General features: G+C 57.5%; 20 protein-coding genes. 7 read left to right on the top strand and 13 right to left on the bottom strand.

Annotated features, from left to right (window positions below; all coding sequences use genetic code 11):
• Positions 1-132: 132 nt before the first annotated feature.
• Positions 133-774 carry a hydrolase gene (locus FQK12_RS15565; protein ID WP_004848179.1) on the bottom strand — a complete coding sequence of 214 codons (642 nt, stop codon included), beginning with the start codon at positions 772-774 and terminating at the stop codon, positions 133-135.
• Between the two features lie 291 nt (positions 775-1,065).
• Between FQK12_RS15565 and FQK12_RS15560 the strand changes: the two genes are divergently transcribed.
• Complete coding sequence (locus FQK12_RS15560; protein ID WP_014228151.1) at positions 1,066-1,968, top strand: LysR family transcriptional regulator; 903 nt, start codon at positions 1,066-1,068, stop codon at positions 1,966-1,968.
• Here the strand turns inward: FQK12_RS15560 and malZ are convergent.
• The 5 genes from malZ to phoB all read right to left on the bottom strand — a co-directional run bounded on the left by malZ (position 1,965) and on the right by phoB (position 9,168).
• Entirely contained in the window at positions 1,965-3,782 is a 1,818-nt protein-coding gene (gene malZ, locus FQK12_RS15555; RefSeq protein ID WP_025107190.1) for a maltodextrin glucosidase, read from the bottom strand. The genes FQK12_RS15560 and malZ overlap by 4 nt on opposite strands.
• A gap of 153 nt (positions 3,783-3,935) precedes the next feature.
• Positions 3,936-5,306 (bottom strand): proline-specific permease ProY, encoded by a 1,371-nt coding sequence (gene proY, locus FQK12_RS15550; protein WP_014228149.1) that lies wholly within the window; start codon positions 5,304-5,306, stop codon positions 3,936-3,938.
• A 123-nt stretch (positions 5,307-5,429) separates the two neighbouring features.
• Entirely contained in the window at positions 5,430-6,749 is a 1,320-nt protein-coding gene (gene brnQ / locus FQK12_RS15545) for a branched-chain amino acid transporter carrier protein BrnQ (protein ID WP_014228148.1), read from the bottom strand.
• 418 nt (positions 6,750-7,167) lie between these two features.
• A complete protein-coding gene (gene phoR / locus FQK12_RS15540) occupies positions 7,168-8,457 on the bottom strand; it encodes a phosphate regulon sensor histidine kinase PhoR (protein WP_004848171.1) in 1,290 nt (429 codons plus the stop codon).
• A gap of 21 nt (positions 8,458-8,478) precedes the next feature.
• Positions 8,479-9,168 carry a phosphate response regulator transcription factor PhoB gene (gene phoB, locus FQK12_RS15535; protein ID WP_004099401.1) on the bottom strand — a complete coding sequence of 230 codons (690 nt, stop codon included), beginning with the start codon at positions 9,166-9,168 and terminating at the stop codon, positions 8,479-8,481.
• Between the two features lie 278 nt (positions 9,169-9,446).
• Between phoB and sbcD the strand changes: the two genes are divergently transcribed.
• The 3 genes from sbcD to FQK12_RS15520 all read left to right on the top strand — a co-directional run bounded on the left by sbcD (position 9,447) and on the right by FQK12_RS15520 (position 14,432).
• Complete coding sequence (gene sbcD, locus FQK12_RS15530; protein ID WP_014228147.1) at positions 9,447-10,649, top strand: exonuclease subunit SbcD; 1,203 nt, start codon at positions 9,447-9,449, stop codon at positions 10,647-10,649.
• A complete protein-coding gene (gene sbcC / locus FQK12_RS15525; protein WP_014228146.1) occupies positions 10,646-13,780 on the top strand; it encodes an exonuclease subunit SbcC in 3,135 nt (1,044 codons plus the stop codon). The genes sbcD and sbcC overlap by 4 nt, the downstream gene beginning before the upstream one ends.
• A gap of 289 nt (positions 13,781-14,069) precedes the next feature.
• Positions 14,070-14,432: an NUDIX hydrolase gene (locus tag FQK12_RS15520; protein ID WP_014228145.1), complete on the top strand. Its 363-nt coding sequence runs from the start codon at positions 14,070-14,072 to the stop codon at positions 14,430-14,432.
• 48 nt (positions 14,433-14,480) lie between these two features.
• Here FQK12_RS15520 and mak read toward each other — a convergent pair whose 3' ends face one another.
• Positions 14,481-15,386: a fructokinase gene (gene mak, locus FQK12_RS15515; protein ID WP_014228144.1), complete on the bottom strand. Its 906-nt coding sequence runs from the start codon at positions 15,384-15,386 to the stop codon at positions 14,481-14,483.
• Between the two features lie 90 nt (positions 15,387-15,476).
• On the opposite strand from mak, the gene rdgC reads away from it, so the two are divergent.
• Positions 15,477-16,388, top strand: a complete 912-nt coding sequence (gene rdgC, locus FQK12_RS15510) for a recombination-associated protein RdgC (protein WP_004099396.1) — start codon at positions 15,477-15,479, stop codon at positions 16,386-16,388.
• Between the two features lie 42 nt (positions 16,389-16,430).
• On the opposite strand, the gene ppnP is transcribed toward rdgC, so the two are convergent.
• The 4 genes from ppnP to aroL form a co-directional block, all read right to left on the bottom strand.
• Positions 16,431-16,715, bottom strand: coding sequence for a pyrimidine/purine nucleoside phosphorylase (gene ppnP, locus FQK12_RS15505; protein WP_004099395.1), 285 nt, complete (start codon positions 16,713-16,715; stop codon positions 16,431-16,433).
• An 87-nt stretch (positions 16,716-16,802) separates the two neighbouring features.
• A complete protein-coding gene (locus FQK12_RS15500) occupies positions 16,803-17,483 on the bottom strand; it encodes an AroM family protein (protein ID WP_165795123.1) in 681 nt (226 codons plus the stop codon).
• Between the two features lie 252 nt (positions 17,484-17,735).
• Positions 17,736-17,927: a YaiA family protein gene (locus FQK12_RS15495; protein WP_004129622.1), complete on the bottom strand. Its 192-nt coding sequence runs from the start codon at positions 17,925-17,927 to the stop codon at positions 17,736-17,738.
• A gap of 71 nt (positions 17,928-17,998) precedes the next feature.
• Positions 17,999-18,526 (bottom strand): shikimate kinase AroL, encoded by a 528-nt coding sequence (gene aroL / locus FQK12_RS15490; RefSeq protein WP_004848163.1) that lies wholly within the window; start codon positions 18,524-18,526, stop codon positions 17,999-18,001.
• 334 nt (positions 18,527-18,860) lie between these two features.
• Between aroL and FQK12_RS15485 the strand changes: the two genes are divergently transcribed.
• Entirely contained in the window at positions 18,861-19,559 is a 699-nt protein-coding gene (locus FQK12_RS15485; RefSeq protein ID WP_014228142.1) for a DUF2076 domain-containing protein, read from the top strand.
• On the opposite strand, the gene FQK12_RS15480 is transcribed toward FQK12_RS15485, so the two are convergent.
• On the bottom strand, positions 19,556-20,014 hold the full coding sequence (locus FQK12_RS15480) for a YaiI/YqxD family protein (RefSeq protein ID WP_009653579.1): 459 nt from the start codon (positions 20,012-20,014) through the stop codon (positions 19,556-19,558). The two genes, FQK12_RS15485 and FQK12_RS15480, sit on opposite strands and share 4 nt — an antisense overlap.
• 116 nt (positions 20,015-20,130) lie before the next feature.
• Between FQK12_RS15480 and proC the strand changes: the two genes are divergently transcribed.
• Positions 20,131-20,940, top strand: coding sequence for a pyrroline-5-carboxylate reductase (gene proC, locus FQK12_RS15475; protein ID WP_004848157.1), 810 nt, complete (start codon positions 20,131-20,133; stop codon positions 20,938-20,940).
• Between the two features lie 46 nt (positions 20,941-20,986).
• On the opposite strand, the gene psiF is transcribed toward proC, so the two are convergent.
• Positions 20,987-21,307: a phosphate starvation-inducible protein PsiF gene (gene psiF, locus FQK12_RS15470; RefSeq protein WP_004132478.1), complete on the bottom strand. Its 321-nt coding sequence runs from the start codon at positions 21,305-21,307 to the stop codon at positions 20,987-20,989.
• Positions 21,308-21,313: the final 6 nt, after the last annotated feature.

Raw genomic sequence — 21,313 nt, 5'->3', positions numbered from 1 at the left:
GAGGCCAATACACAAAATCATTCATGCTGCGTCGAGGCGGCAAGGTTGTTCGTCCCCGGGAGCTGACATGAGTCAGTGACCGGGGCGGACAAACGAAGCCAACAAAGAGGCAGCTTGAAGGATGAAGTGTATTTAAGCTTTACGCTCTGGGGCGCCGTGCACCATGGTATAAGCGTAATCCACGCCCATCCCGTAGGCGCCGCTGTGCTCGCGCACCAGGTCCATCACCGCGTCATACGTCTCTTTACGCGACCAGTCGCGCTGGTACTCCAGCAGCACCTGCTGCCAGGTTACCGGCACCGCGCCGGCCTGCACCATACGGTCAATGGAGCGTTCGTGGGCATCAACCGAGGTGCCGCCAGAGGTATCGGTCACCACGTAAACTTCATAGCCCGCATCCAGCGCCATCAGCGCCGGGAAAGTCAGGCAGACTTCCGTCCACAGTGCGGAAATAATCAGTTTCTTGCGTCCGGTCGCCTTTACCGCTTCAACAAAAGCCGCGTCTTCCCAGGAATTCATTGAGGTACGTTCAATAGGTTTCACATCAGGATGTACGGCCAGCAGTTCCGGCCAGATATAGCCGCTGAAGCTTTTGGTTTCTACTGAGGTATAAATCACCGGAACATTAAAAATTTTGCCCGCTTTGGCTAAGGCCACCGTATTATTTTTCAGGGTCTGACGGTCAATATTGGCTACGCCAAAAGACATTTGCGGCTGGTGGTCAATAAAAATAAGCGCTGAGTTTGAGGGATCGATCAGTTCACGAATAGACATAACATATCCTGTTAATCAATGAGTTAAAAAGATACTACCGTTTCCGTTGTGCTGTCTGGATCCTGACTGATAAAGCATGGTGAGTATAGTCAGTAATTTCTAACGAGTTATTAAAGATTTTTTTCTGATTTATTTCCAAAGCGAAAAGTGATGGCTATTCGATTAACCATTACAAAATGGGCGAAATTATGTTTTTCAAATTTTTACGGTTAACCGTTCTAAATTATTCACTGGAATTGAACAGGGCGCTCCGGTAAAACGGAGGCACTCTTTTTTACCGGAAGCTGACGCATGCGCCTGAACCTTGATGTCCTGTTGATTCTCGACGCGCTGGACAAACATGGCTCTTTTGCCACCGCCGCAGAATCGCTATTTAAAACCCCTGCCGCGCTGAGCTACATGATTCAAAAGCTGGAAAACGATCTGAATATCACTCTGTTGGATCGCTCCGGGCACCGGGCGAAATTTACCGATACGGGCAGAATGATGCTGGAGAAAGGCCGATTGCTGCTGAATGCCGCCAAAGATCTGGAAAAGCAGGCGGTGCAGCTCAGCGCCGGTTGGGAACGGGATCTGGCAATCGCCCTGGATGACTCTTTCCCGTTTAGCGCGCTGCTGCCGCTGATCGACGCGTTCTACGCCCAGCATCCGCAAACCCGCCTTAACTTTACCCACCATACCCTTGCGGGCTCGTGGGAAGAGCTCACCCACAACGGCGCGGATATTATTCTCGGGGCGATCAATGAACCGCCGACCTCCGCCGAATGGTCGTGGAAAATGCTCGGCGCCATGGACAATATTTTCGTCATCGCGCCGGGGCATCCGCTGGCGGAAACAACCCAACCGCTGACCAACAAGCAGCTCAGCCTGCATCGCGCGGTGGTCATCAGCGACAGCGCCCGCTACTGCCATCCGCTCAACAGCAACCTGCTCGACGAGCAGCCGCAAATCCGCGTCGATGATTTCGCCAGTAAAGTCGAACTCTTGCGCGCCGGGCTGGGCTGCGGCTTTTTACCGCGCCACATTGCCCGGCCGTGGCTGGAAAAAGGCGAGCTGGTCGAAAAGGCCGTCATCTCCTGCCGCGAGAAAGATATCACCTATATGGCCTGGCGCAGCGGCAACGACGGGCTGGCCCAGCGCTGGTGGCGCGAGGCCATTTTGCAAAGTGAAAGCCTGAGCCAGCTTTACGACTAGCGGCTAAACCAGACGCTGGCGGAGATCGCCGGTAGCGTCAGCACGCCGTCGTGTAGCGCCCCGGCGCCCTCTTTCAGCTGCCAGCCGTTGACGTCGAGCAGCGGCGAATCCTCCACCACCACCTCGCAGGCTTCGCCGCGGTTGATCGCCACCAGCACGCGCTGCTGCTTATAGACGCGCACGAACACCACCACGTTATCTTCGGCATAAATCACCTGACAGCCGCCGTAGCGCAGCGCCTGATTGGCCTTACGCAGCTTGCTCATCCGCTTGTACAGTTCGAGCAGAGCGCCATCCTGCAAAGCCGGATCCCACGGGAACGGCTTACGGCAGAACGGATCGTTATTGCCGTCCACGCCCACTTCATCGCCGTAGTAAATGCACGGCACGCCCGGCCAGCTAAATAGCCACACCACCGCCAGCGGCAGGCGGGCAACATCTTTGCCGAGCAGAGACTTAAAGCGCGCGGTATCGTGGCTATCGAGCTGGTTAAACATCCGCAGCTGCTGCTGGTGCGACAGTCCGGCGCGATAGTTATCCATCCACGCCATACAGGTCTGCGCATCGATTTTCTGCGGATCGTAGGAGATATCGGTGTTCGCGAGAAAGCCCCACAGCGGAAAGGTAAAGCCGCGGTAGTTCATCGCCGAGTCTTCAACGTCGGCCTGTAGCCACTGGCGCGCGTCGCCGAAATGCTCACCGAACACGAAAGCGTCCGGCCGCTCCAGCTTCGCCGCCTGGGTAATGCCGGCGATATGGCGCAGGTTATTGCGCGCCCCGCCCTCTTCGCCCAGCATATGCACCACGTCCAGGCGCCAGCCGTCCATGCTCCATGGCGCTTTCAGCCAGTGGCGCACGATACTATCTTCCCCGCCATAGATTTCATCGATCAGCGTCGACGACCGGTAGTCCAGCTTAGGCAAGCTGGCGTATCCCAGCCAGTCGTGGGCAACGCCCTCGGGGGAAAAATTATACCAGTCGCGCCACGGCGAATCGGCGTTATGGCAGGCGCCGCCGCTACCGCGCTGGTGGCGGTCGAACCAGGCATGCGAATCGCCGCTATGGTTGAACACGCCATCGAGGATCAGACGCATTCCCTCTTTTTGCGTATGGTGGCGCAGGCGCAGCAGCGCCGCATCGCCGCCAAACTGCGGATCAACGCGACGATAATCCTCGGTATCATATTTATGCACGCTGGGGGCGACAAATACCGGGTTCAGGTACAGCGCCGTTACGCCAAGCTGCTTCAGGTACGGCAGCCGCTCGCTGATACCATCGAGATCGCCGCCGTAAAAGGTGGAGCCGCCCGCCTCGGCGGTTAGCGGTTCATCCCACGCTTTGCGTACGATGTCGTGACCGGCGGCGTGATGGTAATAAATCGCATCCTGTCCCGCTTCGCGAGACTCGCTGCGGGCAAAACGGTCAGGGAAGATTTGATAAAATACCTGATCGGCTACCCACTGCGGTCCGCTGTCCGGCAGATCGACCGCAAACTGCTCCAGCCTGGCCGGCGGAAAGCGGTTGAACCCCTGCGGCGTGAACCACAGCTGGCGGTCGGCCCACAGCAGCTTGAAGCTGTAACGCCGACGCGGCTGCCCGTTAACGAGGCTGATTTCCCCGCGCCACGCCACCACGCCCGGATGCGGCTCCTGCCGCAGGCGGTGCATCGGCAGCGACAGCTCTTCGTTATCCTCTTCCGCGCGCAGCGTGACCCGCGGCGGCAGATCGTCGCCGCTTAACCATAGCGTAATAATCAGTCGTTCCTGCTGTTCCTTAATAAACGGAGCAACCGGGAGGTGCCATGCCTTCAACATCATTATTCCTCTCTTTGCAGAATGGGCACACCTTGCCACAGCGTACTGGCGTATGACTCATCATCGGCAGAATTATTGGGGGAGGATGGCGGGGGTGGAGGGATAGCTTGCCGGATAGCCCGTGCGTATCCGGCAAGAAGAGAACGAAAATGACTAGGCTTTCGCCAGTTTTCGCTCGCGGCGGGTTTTAAACTGCCAGCCAATCAGCAGCAGGAGAATCCACGCAAAGCCAACGTACAGCGAGATGCGGGTATCAGGATGGTAGCCGATCAGACCGATAATAAAGACCAGGAACAGCAGGCCAATCACCGTGGTCGCGACCCCGCCAGGCACCCTGAACTTCAGCGCCTTCGCCTCTTCCGGCGGCAGGCGGCGACGGAAGGCGATCTGCGACAGCAGGATCATAATCCACACCCAGACGGTGGCGAAGGTCGCCAGCGAGGCGATCACCAGGAAGACGTTCTCCGGCATAATGTAGTTAAGATAGACCGCGAACAGCAGGGCAATCGTCATCACCGTCACCGTCACCCACGGCACCCCGCGACGGGAGGTTTTCGCGAACATCTTCGGCGCGCTGCCCTGTTCCGCCATGCCGTGCAGCATACGCCCCACGCCAAAGACGTCGGAGTTAATCGCCGACAGCGAAGCGGTCAGCACCACAAAGTTCAGGATGCTGGCGGCAAAAGTGATGCCGAGATGCTGGAAGGTCAGTACGAACGGGCTGCCGTTGGTCCCCACCTGGTTCCACGGATAGATAGACATAATCACAAACAGCGTCCCGACGTAAAACACCAGGATACGCATCGGCACCGAGTTAATGGCGCGCGGAATGGATTTCTCCGGATCTTTCGCTTCGCCGGCGGTGATACCGATGATTTCGATCCCGCCGTAGGCGAACATTACCATCTGCAGCGACATCACCATCCCCAGCCAACCGTTGCTGAAGAAGCCGCCGTTGCTCCAGAGGTTGTGGATACCCGTCGGCTGCCCGCCGTTGCCAATACCCCAGATAATGATGCCGAAACCGGCGAGGATCATGATGATAATCGTGGCGACTTTGAAGAAGGAGAACCAGAACTCCAGCTCGCCGAAGACCTTCACGCTCATCAGGTTGACGGCGCAGATAATCAGCACCACGCTGAGTACCCAGATCCAGTGCGGTACCGCCGGGAACCAGACGCCCATATAGATACCGAAGGCCGTGACGTCGGCGATGGCGACAATCAGAATTTCGAAACAGTAGGTCCAGCCGGTGATATAGCCCGCCAGCGGGCCAAGATAATCCTGCGCGTAGCGCGAGAATGAACTGGCGGCCGGGTTATGCACCGACATCTCGCCCAGCGCGCGCATGATAATGTAGGCCGCGGCGCCGCCGATAATATAAGCCAACAGAACGCTCGGACCCGCCATTTTAATCGCGTCAGCCGAACCATAGAAAAGGCCGGTACCGATTGCCGACCCCAGCGCCATAAAGCGAATATGCCGGGTACTTAGCCCGCGCTTAAGCTTGTTACTACTTTCCATCGTGTTCCATGCCGTTTTTCTCCTCTGGCCTTCGCGGGGGCAAAGAACAAAGGAGGGTGACCAAAAAAACAAAAAACCACGGGACCTGAAGTCCCGTGGTTAAACACCTGTGTAAAGCGTCGGTTAGTGCGCGCTGGATGTCACCTGACGTCCCGCTGCGCGATCCCAGATAACCGCCAGCACCACCATAACGGCGGTTGGCATCAGCCAGGCCAGGCCCTGCTCCGCCAGCGGCAGACGCGCGGTCCAGGACGGCATCATCTCTGCAAACGCCGACGCTTTAATGCCGTCAATGATACCAAACATCAGGCTGATAAACATTGCCGGGGCGATTACGCGGGACGAATTATGCCACCAACCGCGGGTAAAGCTTAATACAACCAGTGCGATACACGGCGGATAGATAGCCGTCAGCACCGGAATCGAAATCTGAATCAGGTGGCTCAGGCCGAGGTTGGAGACCGCCATCGAAAACAGGCCGAGGATAAACACCAGCGTACGGTAGGAGAACGGCAGGTACTGGGCAAAGAACTCCGCGCAGGCGCAGGTCAGGCCCACCGCCGTCACCAGACAGGCGATAAAGATCAGCGCCGCCAGCAGGAAGCTTCCCGCGCCGCCGAAGGTGTGCTGGACGTAAGCATGCAGAATCGCCGCGCCGTTAGCGGACTGCTCCACCAGCGTGCCGCTATCGGAACCTAAACGGAACAGCGCCAGGTACAGCAGCGTCAGGCCCACGCCGGCCATCAGGCCAGCCCAGACGGTGTAGCGGGTCAACAGGCGGGCTTCGCTCACCCCGCGAGAACGCGCGGCGTTGACAATCACGATACCAAAGACCATTGCCCCGAGGGTGTCCATGGTCAGATAGCCGTTGACGAAGCCGTTAGAGAACGGCGCGGTACGGTAGGCTTCCATCGCGTGGCTCAGGGGACCGGCAGGCCAGACGATTGCCGCCACGGCGAGAATAATCAGGGCGATAATTTTCAGCGGCGCGAGGAAATTCCCCACGGTGTCCAGCAGCTTGCCCGGGTAGAGCGAAACGAGGATCACCAGCGCAAAATAGATAACGCTGTAAATCAGCAGCGGCAGCGGGCCGTCGCCGGTCAGCGGGGCAATCCCCACCTCAAAAGAGACGGTCGCGGTACGCGGGGTCGCGAACAGCGGCCCTACGGCCAGGTAGCAGACGACCGCCAGCAGGATACCGGCGACTTTACCAATCGGCGTGCTCAGGCTCTCTACGCCGCCGCCGACTTTTGCCAGCGCCACGACCGTTAGCACCGGCAGACCCACGGCGGTAATCAGAAAGCCAATGGCCGCGCTCCAGACGTGTTCGCCGGCCTGTAAGCCAACCATTGGGGGGAAGATAATATTGCCTGCGCCGACAAACAGCGCGAAGGTCATAAAGCCCAACGCTATGATGTCGCGAGATTTTAACTGATGGGTCATAAATTCATTACAGCCTGTGGATGTGGTGTTGTAAAAACGGATAAATACCGCGCCTTTCCCCTGGGGATGATACAGCGGCCATTGTCAGTAAACTCAGCGGGATATGCTCCCAAAGCGGCGTGGAAAAGAATTGTTTTTTGAATTACCACGCAAAAACAGTCTGTCTGCGACCGTAGGGGGGCAATTTAAACGCTTATAACGTTTTAAAGCAAGGAGGGATCGCAAAAGCAGATGATTATGCTAACTCTATTTTGATGCGTAGAATTATTTACCTGATGGATAGAAAACATCTGGCTTATCATGCGAACAAAAAAGCAGCGAGCGTTCGTTAATTACGCAGCTGTGATTGCGCTGCAAAGGAAAATGACCAACCGAAGCTGGTCATTGGCAAGTTATTCTGACACCCGGCCGCTCGGGCTCAATTTTTGGCAATTAAACGTTCCGGCAACAGGAAGCTAAAGCGGGTGCCTTTCCCCAGCGTACTCTCAATTTCGAGGCGGCTATCGTGATGGCTGACGGCGTGTTTGACGATCGCCAGCCCCAGACCGCTGCCGCCGGTCTGCCTTGAACGCGCTTTATCCACCCGGTAGAAACGCTCGGTCAGACGCGGAATATGTTCCGGCGCGATGCCCGGCCCGTTATCTTCGACGCTGAACAACGCTCCGTGCGGCGCGCGCTGCCAGCTTACGGTAATGTCCGTGCCCGGCGGCGTATGGTTGACCGCGTTATAGACCAGGTTGGAAATGGCGCTGCGCAGCTGTTCTTCATTACCCAGTACTTTCAGCGATTCATCGACCGAAAAATGCAGCACCTGCCTCTGCTGGCTTAGCGTTTGCGCCTCGCGCTCGACCACCCGCAGCATCATCGGCACATCGATTTTATCGTTCATCGCCAGTACCGGCGCGGCTTCGATTCGCGACAGCGTCAGCAGTTGCTTAACCAGGCCTTCCATGCGCTGGGTTTGTTCACGCATGGTGTGCAACGCTTTTTCGCGCGTTCCCCCTTCCAGCACCTGCTCCTGCATCATCTCCAGATACCCCTGCAGCACCGTCAACGGCGTGCGCAGTTCGTGGCTGACGTTGGCGAAAAAGTTTCGCCGCGCCCCTTCCAGCTGGTGCATCTGCGTGACATCGCGCGCCACCATCAGCAGCTGTTTATCGCTATAGGGCATCACGCGAATTTCCAGATGACGGCCGTTATTCAGCACCAGATTGAGCGGTTTGGAAAAATCACGGTATTTCAGATAATTGGCAAATTCAGGGTAGCGCAAGAGGTTAAGGATGTTCTGCCCGTTATCGTCAGGCCAGCGCAGATTCAGGATCTGCTGGGCCAGACCGTTGCACCAGAACATCACCCCTTCTTCGGTGGTCAGCACCACCGCATCCGGCAGAGACTCCGCCCCGCTGCGAAAGCGCTTAATCAGGCTTCCCAGCTCACGGCGGCGCTTTTTATTACGCATCTGCATCTGGTGCAGTCCGTAAAGCAGCGGCTCCCAGCTGCCGCTGCCCGGCGGCGGCGTCATGCTGCGATCAACCCACAGCCACCACGACAGGCGCATCAGATTCCAGAAATGCCAGACAAGAAGACCGGTCACTGCCGCCAATAAAAACCACGGCAGATAACCTAAAAACGCCCCGAGGATCAGGGCCGGGATACAACACAAGAAAAGCTCAAGCGCCAGCCTTTTCCATGACAGCCGTTCCAGCACGGTTCACACTCCTGTCAGCATTCAGAAACGGGCGGAGAAACGATATCCCGTACCGCGAACCGTTTGTACCATCCGGTCATGGCCGCTATGTTCCAGCGCTTTGCGCAGACGGCGAATATGCACGTCTACCGTTCTGTCTTCGACATAAACGTTGGTTCCCCAGACGTGATTCAGCAGCTGTTCGCGGCTATAGACTCGCTCCGGGTGCGTCATGAAGAAGTGGAGTAATTTAAACTCCGTAGGCCCCATATCCAGCGGATTTTCGCCGGTCATGACGCGATGCGAAGAGGGGTCGAGGCTCAGCCCCTGCATTTCAATCACCTCCTCCACCGCCATCGGCGAAATGCGCCGCATCACGGCTTTAATTCGCGCCACCAGCTCTTTCGGGGAAAACGGCTTAGTGATGTAGTCATCGGCGCCGGTCTCCAGGCCGCGGACGCGATCTTCCTCTTCGCCGCGGGCGGTCAGCATCACCACCGGAATATCACGGGTCATCGCTTCACGCTTGAGCTGTTTAATAAACTGCAGACCCGACCCGCCCGGCAGCATCCAGTCAAGGAGGATCAAATCAGGCCAGGGTTCATTGAGCTGATTGACCGCGCTGTCAAAATCTTCCGCCTCGACGGGCTGAAAGCCGTTTTGCTCCAGAACAAAGCAAACCATTTCGCGGATTGGAGCTTCATCTTCAACGACCAGAATTCTTCTCGCCATTATTTACCCTGTATTTTTTAGCCATCAGTATAGAAGTGCGCGGCCATTATGCGTCAGATTTATGACAGATTTATGAAAAAAATGACCGCCAGATGAACGCGGATTTCGAATTGTGACACGGACTTAACTCACCCAAAAGCAGCGTTATCCCCTCAATAATTCAGGTTTCACTCCCCACAAGCACAGGTAACCAGGTGGCTGGACGTAGCCAACGCATAAGCAACTTGAAGGATGACGGGTATATAATGCCGCTTACGCTTTTTCGCTATGGAACAACTATGCGCATCCTTCACACCTCTGACTGGCACCTTGGACAAAATTTTTACAGCAAAAGTCGCGCCGCCGAACATCAGGCGTTTCTCGACTGGCTGCTGGCCAGCGCGCAGGAACATGATGTCGATGCCATTATTGTTGCGGGCGATATTTTTGATACCGGCTCACCGCCGAGCTACGCGCGCGAGCTGTATAACCGCTTTGTCGTTCAGCTGCAGCAGACCCGCTGCCGGCTGGTGGTGCTGGCGGGAAACCACGATTCGGTCGCCACCCTCAACGAGTCGCGAGACATTCTCGCCTTCCTGAATACGACGGTGGTGGCCAATGCCGGCCACGCCCCTTTTATCCTGCCGCTGCGCGACGGTACGCCGGGGGCAATTTTTTGTCCGGTACCGTTCCTGCGCCCGCGTGAGCTGGTGACCAGCCAGGCCGGGCACTCTGGCGGCGAAAAGCAGCAGCTGCTGCTCAGCGCCATCAGCGATTACTACCAGCAGCAGTACCAGCTGGCCTGCGAACTGCGCGGCGACCGGGCGCTGCCGATTATCGCCAGCGGCCATTTAACCACCGTCGGCGCCAGCAAAAGCGACGCGGTTCGCGAAATCTATATCGGTACGCTGGACGCCTTCCCGGCGAGCCGTTTTCCGCCCGCCGACTATATCGCGCTCGGCCACATTCACCGGGCGCAGGTGGTCGGCGGCTGCGAACATATCCGCTACAGCGGTTCGCCCATCCCGCTGAGCTTTGACGAAACCGGGAAAAATAAGAGCGTCAATCTGGTCACTTTCGCTAACGGCTGCCTGACGGACGTCACGCCGCTTATCGTCCCCGTCACCCAGCCGCTGGCGGTCCTGAAGGGCGATTTCGCCAGCATTAGCGCACAGCTAAACCAATGGCAGAATAACGACCAGCAGCCCTCAGCGTGGCTGGATATCGAAGTCACCAGCGACGAATATATGCATGATATCCAACGTAAAATCCAGGCGCAGACCGAAACGCTGCCGGTAGAAGTGCTGCTGGTGCGCCGCAGCCGCGCCCAGCGCGATCGCATTCTGGCCGGCGCTCAGCGCGAGACCCTCAGCGAACTGCAGGTGGAGGACGTCTTCGCCCGCCGTCTGGCGCTGGAAACGCTGGAAGCGACGCAGCAGCAGCGCCTGGAACAGCTCTTTAATGAAACGCTGCATAGCCTGAACGGTGAGGATCGCCTGTGAAAATACTCAGCTTACGCCTGAAAAACCTCAATTCACTCAAAGGCGAATGGAAAATTGATTTCACCGCTGAGCCCTTCGCCAGCAACGGACTGTTCGCGATTACCGGGCCAACCGGCGCCGGAAAAACCACCCTGCTGGATGCTATCTGTCTGGCGCTGTATCACGAAACCCCGCGCCTGAGCAGCGTGTCGCAATCGCAGAACGATCTGATGACCCGCGACACTGCCGAATGCCTGGCGGAAGTGGAGTTTGAGGTAAAAGGCATCGCCTACCGCGCCTTCTGGAGCCAGAACCGGGCGCGAAACCAGCCGGACGGCAACCTGCAGGTTCCGCGCGTCGAGCTGGCGCGCTGCGAGGACGGCAAGATCCTCGCCGATAAGGTCAAAGATAAGCTGGAACTGACCGCCTCGCTCACCGGCCTGGACTATGGCCGCTTCACCCGCTCGATGCTGCTGTCGCAGGGGCAGTTCGCCGCCTTCCTGAACGCGAAACCGAAAGAGCGCGCCGAGCTGCTGGAGGAGCTGACCGGCACCGAGATTTACGGCCAGATTTCGGCACAGGTCTTTGAAAAGCATAAGCAGGCCCGCGTCGAGCTGGAGAAAATTCAGGCCCAGGCCTCCGGCGTGCTGCTGCTGAGCGACGAACAGCAGCAGGCGCTCCAACAAAGTTTGCAAGCGCTTACTGATGAAGAAAAACAGCAGGTTAGCGAACAAACCCGCCTGCAAAATGCCCGTCAGTGGCTGGTACGCGGCGCAGAGCTGACGGCAGAAGATCGGCAGGCTCAAACCGCGCTACGCGAAGCGCAGGCTGCGCTGGAGCAGGCGCAACCGCAGCTTACCGTATTGCTGAATGCCCAGCCCGCGGAGCAGCTACGCCCGCAGTGGACGCGTCAACAGGAGCAAATCGCCGCGCTGGCGCAAACCCACAATCTGAGAGAAGAAGTAAATACTCGCTTACATGAACGACTGCGGCTGCGGGCGGGGATTCGCCTCGCCGCCCGGCAGCAATCTGAACGCCTGCAGAACCACCAGCAAACGCTCGCCGCATGGCTAAAAGAGCACGACCGCTACCAGCGATGGGGCAATGCGCTGGCGGGCTGGCGGGCCGCTTTCCAGCAGCAGGCCCGCGATACGCAGCAGCAAGCCGCTCTGCAGCAGCGTCTGGCGGAAACCAGCCGCCGGCTGGGCGAACTGCCGCCCGACGGGCTGGCGCTGGATGCTGAGCAGGTCAGCGCCGGCCTCGCGCAGCACGCCGCGGCGCGCGCTCTGCGCCAGCAGCTCGCGGCCCTGCATGGCCAGCTGCAGCCGCTGAGCCAGCGTTTATCCCAGCTTCATGCCGCCGGGCAGGCCAGTAAGCAGGAGCAGGAGCGGCTGGAAACCACCCTGGCCCAGCGCCGTCAGGCCTATAAAGAGAAGAATCAGCAGTTTAGCGATGTCAAAGCCCTGTGCGAAATGGAAGCGCGCATTGCCGGCCTGGAGGCCGAGCGAGCCCGCCTGCAGCCCGGTTCCCCCTGTCCGCTCTGCGGTTCCGCGCAGCATCCGGCCGTCGCCGAGTATCAGGCGCTGGTTCCCGGCGTAAATCAGGCGCGGCGCGATGCGCTTGAGCGCGAAGTCAAACAGCTGGCGGAGGCCGGCGCCCTGGTGCGCGGCGAGCTGGACGCCCTGCTTAAGCAGCAGCAAAAAGAGGCCACCGAGAAAGCATCGCTTCTGCAGCAGGAGCAAGCGCTTACCTCACGCTGGCAGGCGACGATCGCCGGATTAAATATCGACCTGACGCCAAAGGATGACATTCCCGGCTGGCTAAACGCGCAGCAGGAGCATGAACAGCGGCTGTATCAGCATCAGCAGCGTCTGGCCTGGCAGGCCCAGCAGCAGGAGTGCCAGCAGCAGCTCCAGCAGCTCCAGCAGGAACAAGCGCAGCGCAGCGCCGCGCTGGCGGCTGAACTGGCCGCATTTGCGCTGAGTTTACCGGCAGCAGAGCAGGCCGCAGGCTGGCTGGCGCAGCGGGAAGACGAGACCCGCGGCTGGCAGACCAAACAGAACGAACTGATCGCCCTGCAGGAACAGCTTCAGCAGCTGACCCCGCTGCTGGAGTCCTTGCCGGAAACGGACTTAGCGGCGGAACCCGCGCCGCTGGACGGCTGGCGCCAGGTGCACGACGACTGCCTCGCGCTTCAGAGCCAGTGGCAAACCCTGGGGCAGCAGGAGAGCCGGCAGCAGGCTCAGTTGAAAGAGAGCGAAGCGCAGTTCAGCGCGGCGCTGGCCGCCAGCCCGTTCGCTGACCAGCAGGCGTTTCTCGCCGCGCTGCTCGATGAGGAGACGCGCCGGCGCCTTGAACGCCTGAAGCAGACGCTGGAAACTACGCTACAGCAGAATCAGGCGCTGGCGATGCGGGCCCGCGAGGCGCTGGATAGCCACCGCCAGCAGCCTCCGGCGGAAACGGATATCAGCCAGCCTCTTGAGCGGGTACAGGAACAGCTTCAGCAGCTGACGACGCTGCTGCGGGAAAACAGCGCCCGTCAGGGAGAGATTCGCCAGCAGCTGAAGCAGAATGCAGAAAACCAGCAGCGTCAGCAGTCGTTACGCCAGCAGATGGAACGCGCTGCGCAGGAAGTGGAAGACTGGGGATGGCTGAACGCGCTTATCGGCTCCAGAGAGGGCGATAAATTCCGTAAGTTTGCGCAAGGACTGACGCTGGATAACCTGGTGTGGCTGGCCAACCATCAGCTCAACCGCCTGCACGGCCGCTATCTGCTGCAACGCAAAGCCAGCGACGCCCTGGAGCTGGAAGTGGTCGATACCTGGCAGGCGGACGCGGTGCGCGACACCCGGACGCTGTCCGGCGGCGAGAGCTTCCTCGTGAGCCTCGCGCTGGCGCTGGCGCTCTCCGATCTGGTGAGCCATAAAACGCGGATAGACTCGCTGTTTCTCGATGAGGGCTTCGGCACTCTGGACAGCGAAACCCTGGATACCGCGCTGGATGCGCTGGACGCGCTCAACGCCAGCGGCAAGATTATCGGCGTCATCAGCCACGTTGAGGCGATGAAAGAGCGCATTCCTGTGCAAATTAAAGTTAAAAAAATCAACGGGCTGGGCTATAGCCGTCTCGATAAAGCTTTCGCCGTCGAATAAATTTCCCCCTCCGCACCTGTCTTCAAGCCTCTCCCCCACGGGAGAGGTCGCGCCGTTGCCCGGGCTCAGAATTCACGATAAATCTTGATATTGCACGAATTTGCATGATAAGTTTAATTTCATTGCTTTAACGATGATAAGCAGGCGAAATAATGCATAAAAATCGTGATTATTATTTTAACCACATCGATTCGTGCAAAACCGTGCATTGATAACTTTTTCTGAGGGCGTGCTGCAGCCTCCGGCAGCATCGTCCCATCCCCTCTGGCCCATTAAGAAGGTCTTAACCATGAAAAGCTTACTTATTTTGATTGCCGGCCCGGTACGCAGCGGCACCCACAATCGCGCGGAACTTATCGACGCTAACCTGAACAATATGGCCCAGGTTGCGCTACGCGTTTACCAGAAAGGCCATATCCCCGTGGTCGGCGAATGGCTGGCTCTGCCCATCGCCAAAGCTGCGGGTTCAACGGAAATTGGCGATGCGATTAGCGAAGAATATCTCTACCCGGTCGCTCACCGTGTCATTAGCCGCTGCGACGCTATATTGCGCATGCCGGGTGAATCCCGCGGAGCGGACCTGGATATTGAGGAAGGTAAAAAAAGGGGGCTGTCGATTTACTACAGCCTGGAGGAGATCCCGGACCGGTAATCCGCGGGGTATCCGCTGCGCCGTTCAGGCCGCGCAGCGGATTGATGATTACAGCGGCCACAGCCAGGCCGCGCCGCGCACGCCGCTGGAGTCCCCGTGCGCCGCCCGGCGAATCGGCGTCTCGCATTCACCGCCGAATACCCATGGTTTTAGCAGATTCGGCACCGTCTGGTAGAGACGGTCAACGTTGCTCATTCCGCCGCCAAGCACAATAACGTCCGGATCGAGGATGTTAACCACGTGAGCCAACGACTTCGCCAGCCGCATCTCATAGCGGCTCAGCGCCAGCTCCGCCACCGGATCCCGCTCGCCCACGCGCTGCATAATCTCGCTGCCTTTTAGCGAATGACCGCTTAACCGCCGGTAATCGGTCGCAAAGCCGGTACCGGAGATAAAGGTTTCAATACAGCCCTGCTTGCCGCAGTAGCACGGTACTTCAGCGCGATAGCGAAGTTCATCTTCATCCATCCACGGCAGCGGGTTGTGCCCCCACTCGCCCGCCGTACCGTTGCCGCCAATATGGGCGCGTCCGTTAAGCGCCACGCCTGAACCGCAGCCGGTGCCGATAATCACCGCAAATACCGTTTGCGCCCCGGCCGCCGCGCCGTCTACCGCTTCCGACACCGCGAGGCAGTTGGCATCGTTGGCCAGACGCACTTCCCGTTGCAGACGCTGGCTAAGGTCTTTATCAAACGGCTGACCGTTGAGCCAGGTTGAGTTAGCGTTTTTGACCACGCCGGTATAGGGCGAAATCGACCCGGGGATGCCGATGCCGACCGTGCCGCTCTGCCCGGTAGCCTGCTCGGCCATCTCGACCAGCGAGGCTATCGTCTCTATTGTCTGGCGATAATCGCCCCCTGGCGTAGGCAGGCGATGACGAAATAGCTGCGCTCCCTGGTCGCTCAGCGCGATGACTTCCGTTTTGGTTCCGCCTAAATCAATGCCAATGCGCACTGTGAATTCCTCTCCCGATTAACAATGCAAGCATAGCGACAATTCGCTATCATGCCCGCTGGATTTAACGACTAAGCCGTGGAAATTATCATGCTGTGGTTCAAAAATTTAATGGTTTATCGTCTCAGCCGCGACATTTCCCTGCGCGCCGAGGAGATGGAAAAACAGCTGGCCGAGCTGACCTTTACTCCTTGCGGCAGCCAGGATATGGCCAAAACCGGTTGGGTACCGCCGATGGGATCGCACAGCGATGCGCTGACGCATACGGCAAATGGCCAGATCGTTATCTGCGCGCGTAAAGAAGAGAAGATCCTGCCGTCTCCGGTGATCAAACAGGCGCTGGAAGCAAAGATCTTCAAGCTGGAAGCCGAGCAGGGCCGTAAGCTGAAAAAAACCGAAAAAGATTCTCTGAAGGATGAAGTGCTGCATTCCCTGCTGCCGCGCGCCTTCAGCCGCTTCAGCCAGACCATGATGTGGATCGATACCGTCAACGGGTTGATCATGGTGGACTGCGCCAGCGCCAAAAAAGCGGAAGATACGCTGGCGCTGCTGCGTAAAACTCTGGGCTCGCTGCCGGTTGTTCCGCTGGCGCTGGAAACCCCGATCGAACTGACGCTGACCGAGTGGGTGCGTTCCGGTACCGTGGCTCAGGGCTTCCAGCTGCTGGATGAAGCCGAGCTGAAAGCGATGCTGGAAGACGGCGGCGTGATCCGCGCGAAAAAACAGGATCTGGTGAGCGACGAGATCGCCGTGCACATTGAAGCCGGTAAGGTCGTCACCAAGCTGGCGCTCGACTGGCAGCAGCGCATTCAGTTCTTAATGTGCGATGATGGTTCGATTAAACGCCTGAAGTTCTGCGACGAACTGCGCGATCAGAATGAAGATATCGATCGGGAAGATTTCGCTCAGCGTTTTGACGCGGACTTTATTCTGATGACCGGCGAGCTGGCCGCGCTGATTCAGAATCTGGTGGAAGGGCTAGGCGGCGAAGCGCAGCGCTAATCTCGTGAATTCCTTCCTGCCAGCGCAGGAAGGAAACGAACATTACAGGTAGCGGCACAGATAAGAGGTCGGCTCAGCCACCTGCAGATTAAACTCGCTATTCCCCGGAACGTTGAATACTTCCCCGGCGGCATAGACTTTCCACTCGGTTTCTCCCGGCAGAAGTACGTTCAGCGCGCCGCTGACTACGGTCATCTCTTCCGGCTGCGCGGTACCAAAGGTATATTCCCCTTCCGCCATCACGCCCACGCTCGCACGACCGGTGCTGCTGCTGGTGAAGCCGATAGATTTTACTTTTCCGTCAAAGTATTCATTGCTTTGAAGCATAAACTCGCCCTTATGATCTTGTGTTGAAGGCACAATATAGGGGGCGCTCCTTGCCCCTGTCACGTAAAATTAACGCGTTATATCAGGTTAAACTAATAGTTCTGCCGCCAGCCGTGAAACCAGCACATTTGACAACAGAACCGGAATATCCAGCGCCTTTTGTAATATGTCGCGATGCTGCTGGTGGTAGCAAAGGCAATCCAGCATTAATACGTCTGCGCCCTGTTCAATCAACTCCCTGCCCGCGGCGATTAACTCCTCTTTACCGCCGCTCACCGGATTGGAAATGGCGTAAAACGGAGTATTTTCTAATACCTGCCATTTATTCCGCTGCAGCGGCAAAATCTCTTCAACCGGAACAATCACCCCCACCTGATGGCCGTCGACAATCGACGCGACCAGCGGCGGAATAATTCTTTGCGGCTCAAGCAGGATCGCATTATTCGCCGTAAATCCGCTAAAGGGATGAGTGCTCATGAGTAAAATAAGGTCGTAATTTTGTTTATCGAGCATCGCAATGACGCTACGTAAATCACGCTCAACCTTCTGCCGTGAGACCTGCGCAATTTGATTATCGTTAAGCAAGGTCAATAGCATCTCATCGCCGGGCTCTATGCTGTAGTCCCGCATAACGTCTTCGCGCGTCATTTTGCCGAGCAGGCTAATGTGGGCGATCTCGTCTTCCCTGATATGTTCAGTTAAAAGCGGCAGCATCTCCGCCACGGGTACGACCCCAATGGTCAAGATTGCCATCGATGCACTACTCATATCGTTTACCTTTTCACAACCGCTGTTTCAAAACAGGCTTTTATTTACAACTTCTGCCCCCTGGTGACCCAAAGCAACCGTCGAGAAGCGTAGCAGGTTACGGCTGATATGGAATGTAAAGATTCCAGAAGCGTCAAAAACGCTCCTGAAAATCCGTACCTTAGGTAATCATTAGTACCGTTAATAGATTAAAAATGTGATACATGTCCGGTAGCGATCTTTTCAGAACGAATCCCGGACATTTAAGAGGAATTAAGACTTATCAGGATCTTCGTAACGCCGTTTGGCGTCCAGCGCTTCCTGTTCTGTAGGATGTTCGCTGATGAGTGAGTTTGGCGTCGGGTGATCGGCGCGCAGTTCATACCAGGTGACCGTCTGGCCCTGCGGGCCCTTTTCAACGGCGACAACACGCGCTTCCCTTGGATATGGAGGTCTGGTCGGCATAGCGTTTCCTTTTTTTACCTTAAGAGCTTTAAAGTATAGGCGCTGCCGATCCGTTTACCCCAGGCAAAGTCTTAACTGGTATAGGTCTCGCCGCAGACGGTGGTCATAATCTGTTCCACGACCTCATCCGGCGTGGCGGTCGCATTAATAATATGATGCGCGGCCGCGCGATACAGCGCTTCCCTCTGCGCCAGCACCTCACCCACTTCATCGCGGATGGGCTTTCCGGTCAGCGTCGGGCGCTGTTCCGCCTTCGGATAGGCTTCAAGGCGGTCAATCAGCGCGGAAACCGAGGCCTCGAGATAGATAACGATGCCATTTTCCCGCATAAACTGTCGGTTGTATTCGCTGAGGATAATGCCGCCGCCGGTGGCGATGATCGTCGCGGGTTGAGCGACGCGTTCTAAAGCCTGCGTTTCCAGCGCACGAAAGCGTTCCCAGCCTTCCTGCTGGACGATAGCCGCTACCGTGCGCTGCTCATGCTCCTGCAGCTCATGGTCCGTGTCGGCGAACTTAAAGCTGCGAGCTTTCGCCAGCGCGTGTCCGATGGTCGTTTTACCGCAGCCGCGAGGCCCGACAAGAAATATTAGCTGTGTCATTACCGAAGACCCCTTGGTTCCGCATTTTGCGGATAAATGAAAGCGAAAAGAGAAACAATGGTACCGCAAACTTACCCGACGCAAATCGTAAAATAAACGTTACACACCATCTGCAAACCCTTTCACCTTAGTATTAGAAAGGACATTTAATGTAAACTTATCATTGCATTTGGTGTTATGCCAGCTTTACTTTTGTACAGAAGTTATTTTTTGTTCGCAGTCTGGCGTAAACAGTAACACATTTCTGCACAGCTTTACGCTGCCGCATATTTACAAGATGCGTGCTTCGGAGCGAATCTGAAGCTAATCAATCAGTATGACAGAGGTATGTAGTATGCAATCTGAAGAGCAACGCCTTATCGATGGACTGTTTTCCCGATTAAAAGAGGCCGAGAGCCACAGCGCATCACGGGATGCCAGCGCTGAGGAGCGGATTGCCGGGCACATTAAAGAGCAGCCGTTCGCCCCTTACTATATGGCGCAAACGATTCTGATTCAGGAAGCGGCGATCAAACAGCTCAACGACCGCATTCAGGCGCTGGAGAGCCAGGTGACCCAGCTTCAGGCCGCGAAGCCGAGCAGCGGCGGGTTTCTCTCAGGCCTGTTTGGCGGCGGTCAGTCGCGCGGTTCCGACCCGATTCCTGGCGCCGAGCAGTATGGCCGACCGCAGGCCGGCGCCCAGCCTCAGTATGCTCCGCAGGCGCAGCAGCAGAACTACGCCCCTCAGGCGTCGCGCAGCGGCGGCGGTTTTATGGCCGGCGCGCTGCAAACGGCGGCAGGCGTCGCGGGCGGCGTGGTGCTGGGAAACATGTTGACCAATATGTTTAGCGGCTCGCATCCGCAAGAGATCGTCAATATCATCGAAGAGAAACCGCAGCCGGATCTCAGCCAGGCGCAGGACAATAGCGTCGCTGACGATACCTTCCGCCAGGATGACGGGCAGTTCCTCGCCGACAACAACGATTATGACGCCGACTTTGACGCCGGTTTCGGCAATGATGATTTCGGCAGCGACGACGACAGCTGGGTTTAACCCTGCTGGCGCTTAACGTCTAACAGCCATTTCTCCAGCGCGGCGGCAAACTGCTGCCGATCGCGCTGGGATAAGCTATCCGGGCCGCCGGTCTGCACGCCGCTGGCCCGCATCGTTTCCATAAAGTCGCGCATCGTCAGGCGTTCGCGAATGGTCGCCTCGCTGTAGCGTTCACCGCGTGGATTCAGCGCCGCCCCGCCTTTCTCCAGCACTTCCGCCGCCAGCGGGATATCGGCGGTAATCACCAGATCTCCCGGCTCGCATAAACGTACGATTTCGTTATCCGCCACGTCAAACCCCTGCGCCACGCGCAGCGTGCGGATAAAGCGCGACGGCGGGACGCGCAGAGGCTGGTTAGCAACCAGCGTCAGCGAGATTTGCGCGCGCTCGGCGGCGCGGAACAAAATATCTTTAATGACGTTCGGACACGCGTCCGCATCAACCCAAATAGCCATTGCGGCTCCTGTCGATGAAAAAGAGATGCCGTATTGTCGCCTGCTTTTGCCTTCCGCGAAAGCAACAAGATGTTAAGCTATATCGCTAACGATAAAACAAACAAAGGGGATTGGTGATGGAGAAGAAAATCGGCTTTATCGGCTGCGGCAACATGGGCAAGGCCATCCTGGGCGGCCTGATCGCCAGCGGGCAGGTGCAGCCGGGTCAAATCTGGGTCTATACCCCGTCGCCGGATAAAGTGGCGGCCCTGCACGACCAATACGGCATTAATGCGGCGCAAAGCGCGCAGGAAGTGGCTCAGGTGGCGGATATCGTTTTTGGCGCCGTAAAGCCGGGCGTGATGGTAAAAGTGCTCAGCGACGTCGCCTCCAGCCTGAATAAAGACTCTCTGGTGGTTTCTATCGCCGCGGGCGTGACGCTCGACCAGCTGGCGCGCGCCTTAGGCCATGACCGCAAAATAGTCCGCGCGATGCCCAACACGCCTTCGCTGGTCAACGCGGGGATGACGTCGGTCACGCCGAATGCGCTGGTCAGCGCCGAAGAAACCGCGGAGATCCTGACCATATTCCGCTGCTTTGGTCAGGCGGAAATCATTGCTGAGCCGATGATTCATCCGGTGGTCGGCGTCAGCGGCTCCGCGCCGGCTTACGTCTTTATGTTTATCGAAGCGATGGCCGACGCCGCTGTGCTTGGCGGAATGCCCCGCGCGCAGGCTTATAAATTCGCGGCGCAGGCGGTGATGGGCTCGGCCAAAATGGTACTCGAAAGCGGCGAGCATCCGGGGACGCTGAAGGATATGGTGTGTTCGCCCGGCGGCACCACCATCGAAGCCGTGCGCGTGCTGGAAGAGAAAGGCTTCCGTTCCGCCGTCATCGAAGCGATGGTGAAATGCATGGAGAAATCAGAGAAGCTGAGCCGTTCCTGATTGCAATAGCGAATAGCGGGTGAGGTTTCCCTCACCCGCCCATTTCTTACACCTGTTTTTTCAGGCAGGCGCTCATAAATTTGCTGCGATCGTCCCCTTTCAGGGACTGCTGGGTCGCCTGAGCGTTACACTCGCGCATTTTCTGCTGCTGAGGCGTTAGCCCCTTACCGTCCTGCGCGGCGCCATCTTTCTTCAGGCAGCTACTCATAAACGTTTTACGCTCATCCCCTTTCAGCGACTTCGATGACGCTTCTTTATTGCAGACGCTCATCTTTTGCTGCTGAGGGGTCAACTCTTTTTCCGCGGCACTCACCGCTGTCATAAATACCAGGCCAAAAAGTAAGGTCACAAGTAATGTTATTTTCATCGCACC

This window comes from Klebsiella sp. ME-303, from assembly GCF_007910085.1.
Taxonomy (GTDB): Bacteria; Pseudomonadota; Gammaproteobacteria; order Enterobacterales; family Enterobacteriaceae; genus Klebsiella; species Klebsiella michiganensis.
The sequence above is the reverse complement of the archived record's forward strand: the minus strand, read 5'-3'. Positions and strand labels throughout refer to the sequence as shown.

Coding starts and splice junctions, on each gene's coding strand:
- FQK12_RS15565 (WP_004848179.1), bottom strand. CDS start 774: ATGTCTATTCGTGAACTGATCGATCCCTCAAACTCAGCGCTTATTTTT.
- FQK12_RS15560 (WP_014228151.1), top strand. CDS start 1,066: ATGCGCCTGAACCTTGATGTCCTGTTGATTCTCGACGCGCTGGACAAA.
- malZ (WP_025107190.1), bottom strand. CDS start 3,782: ATGTTGAAGGCATGGCACCTCCCGGTTGCTCCGTTTATTAAGGAACAG.
- proY (WP_014228149.1), bottom strand. CDS start 5,306: ATGGAAAGTAGTAACAAGCTTAAGCGCGGGCTAAGTACCCGGCATATT.
- brnQ (WP_014228148.1), bottom strand. CDS start 6,749: ATGACCCATCAGTTAAAATCTCGCGACATCATAGCGTTGGGCTTTATG.
- phoB (WP_004099401.1), bottom strand. CDS start 9,168: ATGGCGAGAAGAATTCTGGTCGTTGAAGATGAAGCTCCAATCCGCGAA.
- sbcD (WP_014228147.1), top strand. CDS start 9,447: ATGCGCATCCTTCACACCTCTGACTGGCACCTTGGACAAAATTTTTAC.
- FQK12_RS15520 (WP_014228145.1), top strand. CDS start 14,070: ATGAAAAGCTTACTTATTTTGATTGCCGGCCCGGTACGCAGCGGCACC.
- rdgC (WP_004099396.1), top strand. CDS start 15,477: ATGCTGTGGTTCAAAAATTTAATGGTTTATCGTCTCAGCCGCGACATT.
- ppnP (WP_004099395.1), bottom strand. CDS start 16,715: ATGCTTCAAAGCAATGAATACTTTGACGGAAAAGTAAAATCTATCGGC.
- FQK12_RS15500 (WP_165795123.1), bottom strand. CDS start 17,483: ATGAGTAGTGCATCGATGGCAATCTTGACCATTGGGGTCGTACCCGTG.
- FQK12_RS15495 (WP_004129622.1), bottom strand. CDS start 17,927: ATGCCGACCAGACCTCCATATCCAAGGGAAGCGCGTGTTGTCGCCGTT.
- aroL (WP_004848163.1), bottom strand. CDS start 18,526: ATGACACAGCTAATATTTCTTGTCGGGCCTCGCGGCTGCGGTAAAACG.
- FQK12_RS15485 (WP_014228142.1), top strand. CDS start 18,861: ATGCAATCTGAAGAGCAACGCCTTATCGATGGACTGTTTTCCCGATTA.
- FQK12_RS15480 (WP_009653579.1), bottom strand. CDS start 20,014: ATGGCTATTTGGGTTGATGCGGACGCGTGTCCGAACGTCATTAAAGAT.
- proC (WP_004848157.1), top strand. CDS start 20,131: ATGGAGAAGAAAATCGGCTTTATCGGCTGCGGCAACATGGGCAAGGCC.
- psiF (WP_004132478.1), bottom strand. CDS start 21,307: ATGAAAATAACATTACTTGTGACCTTACTTTTTGGCCTGGTATTTATG.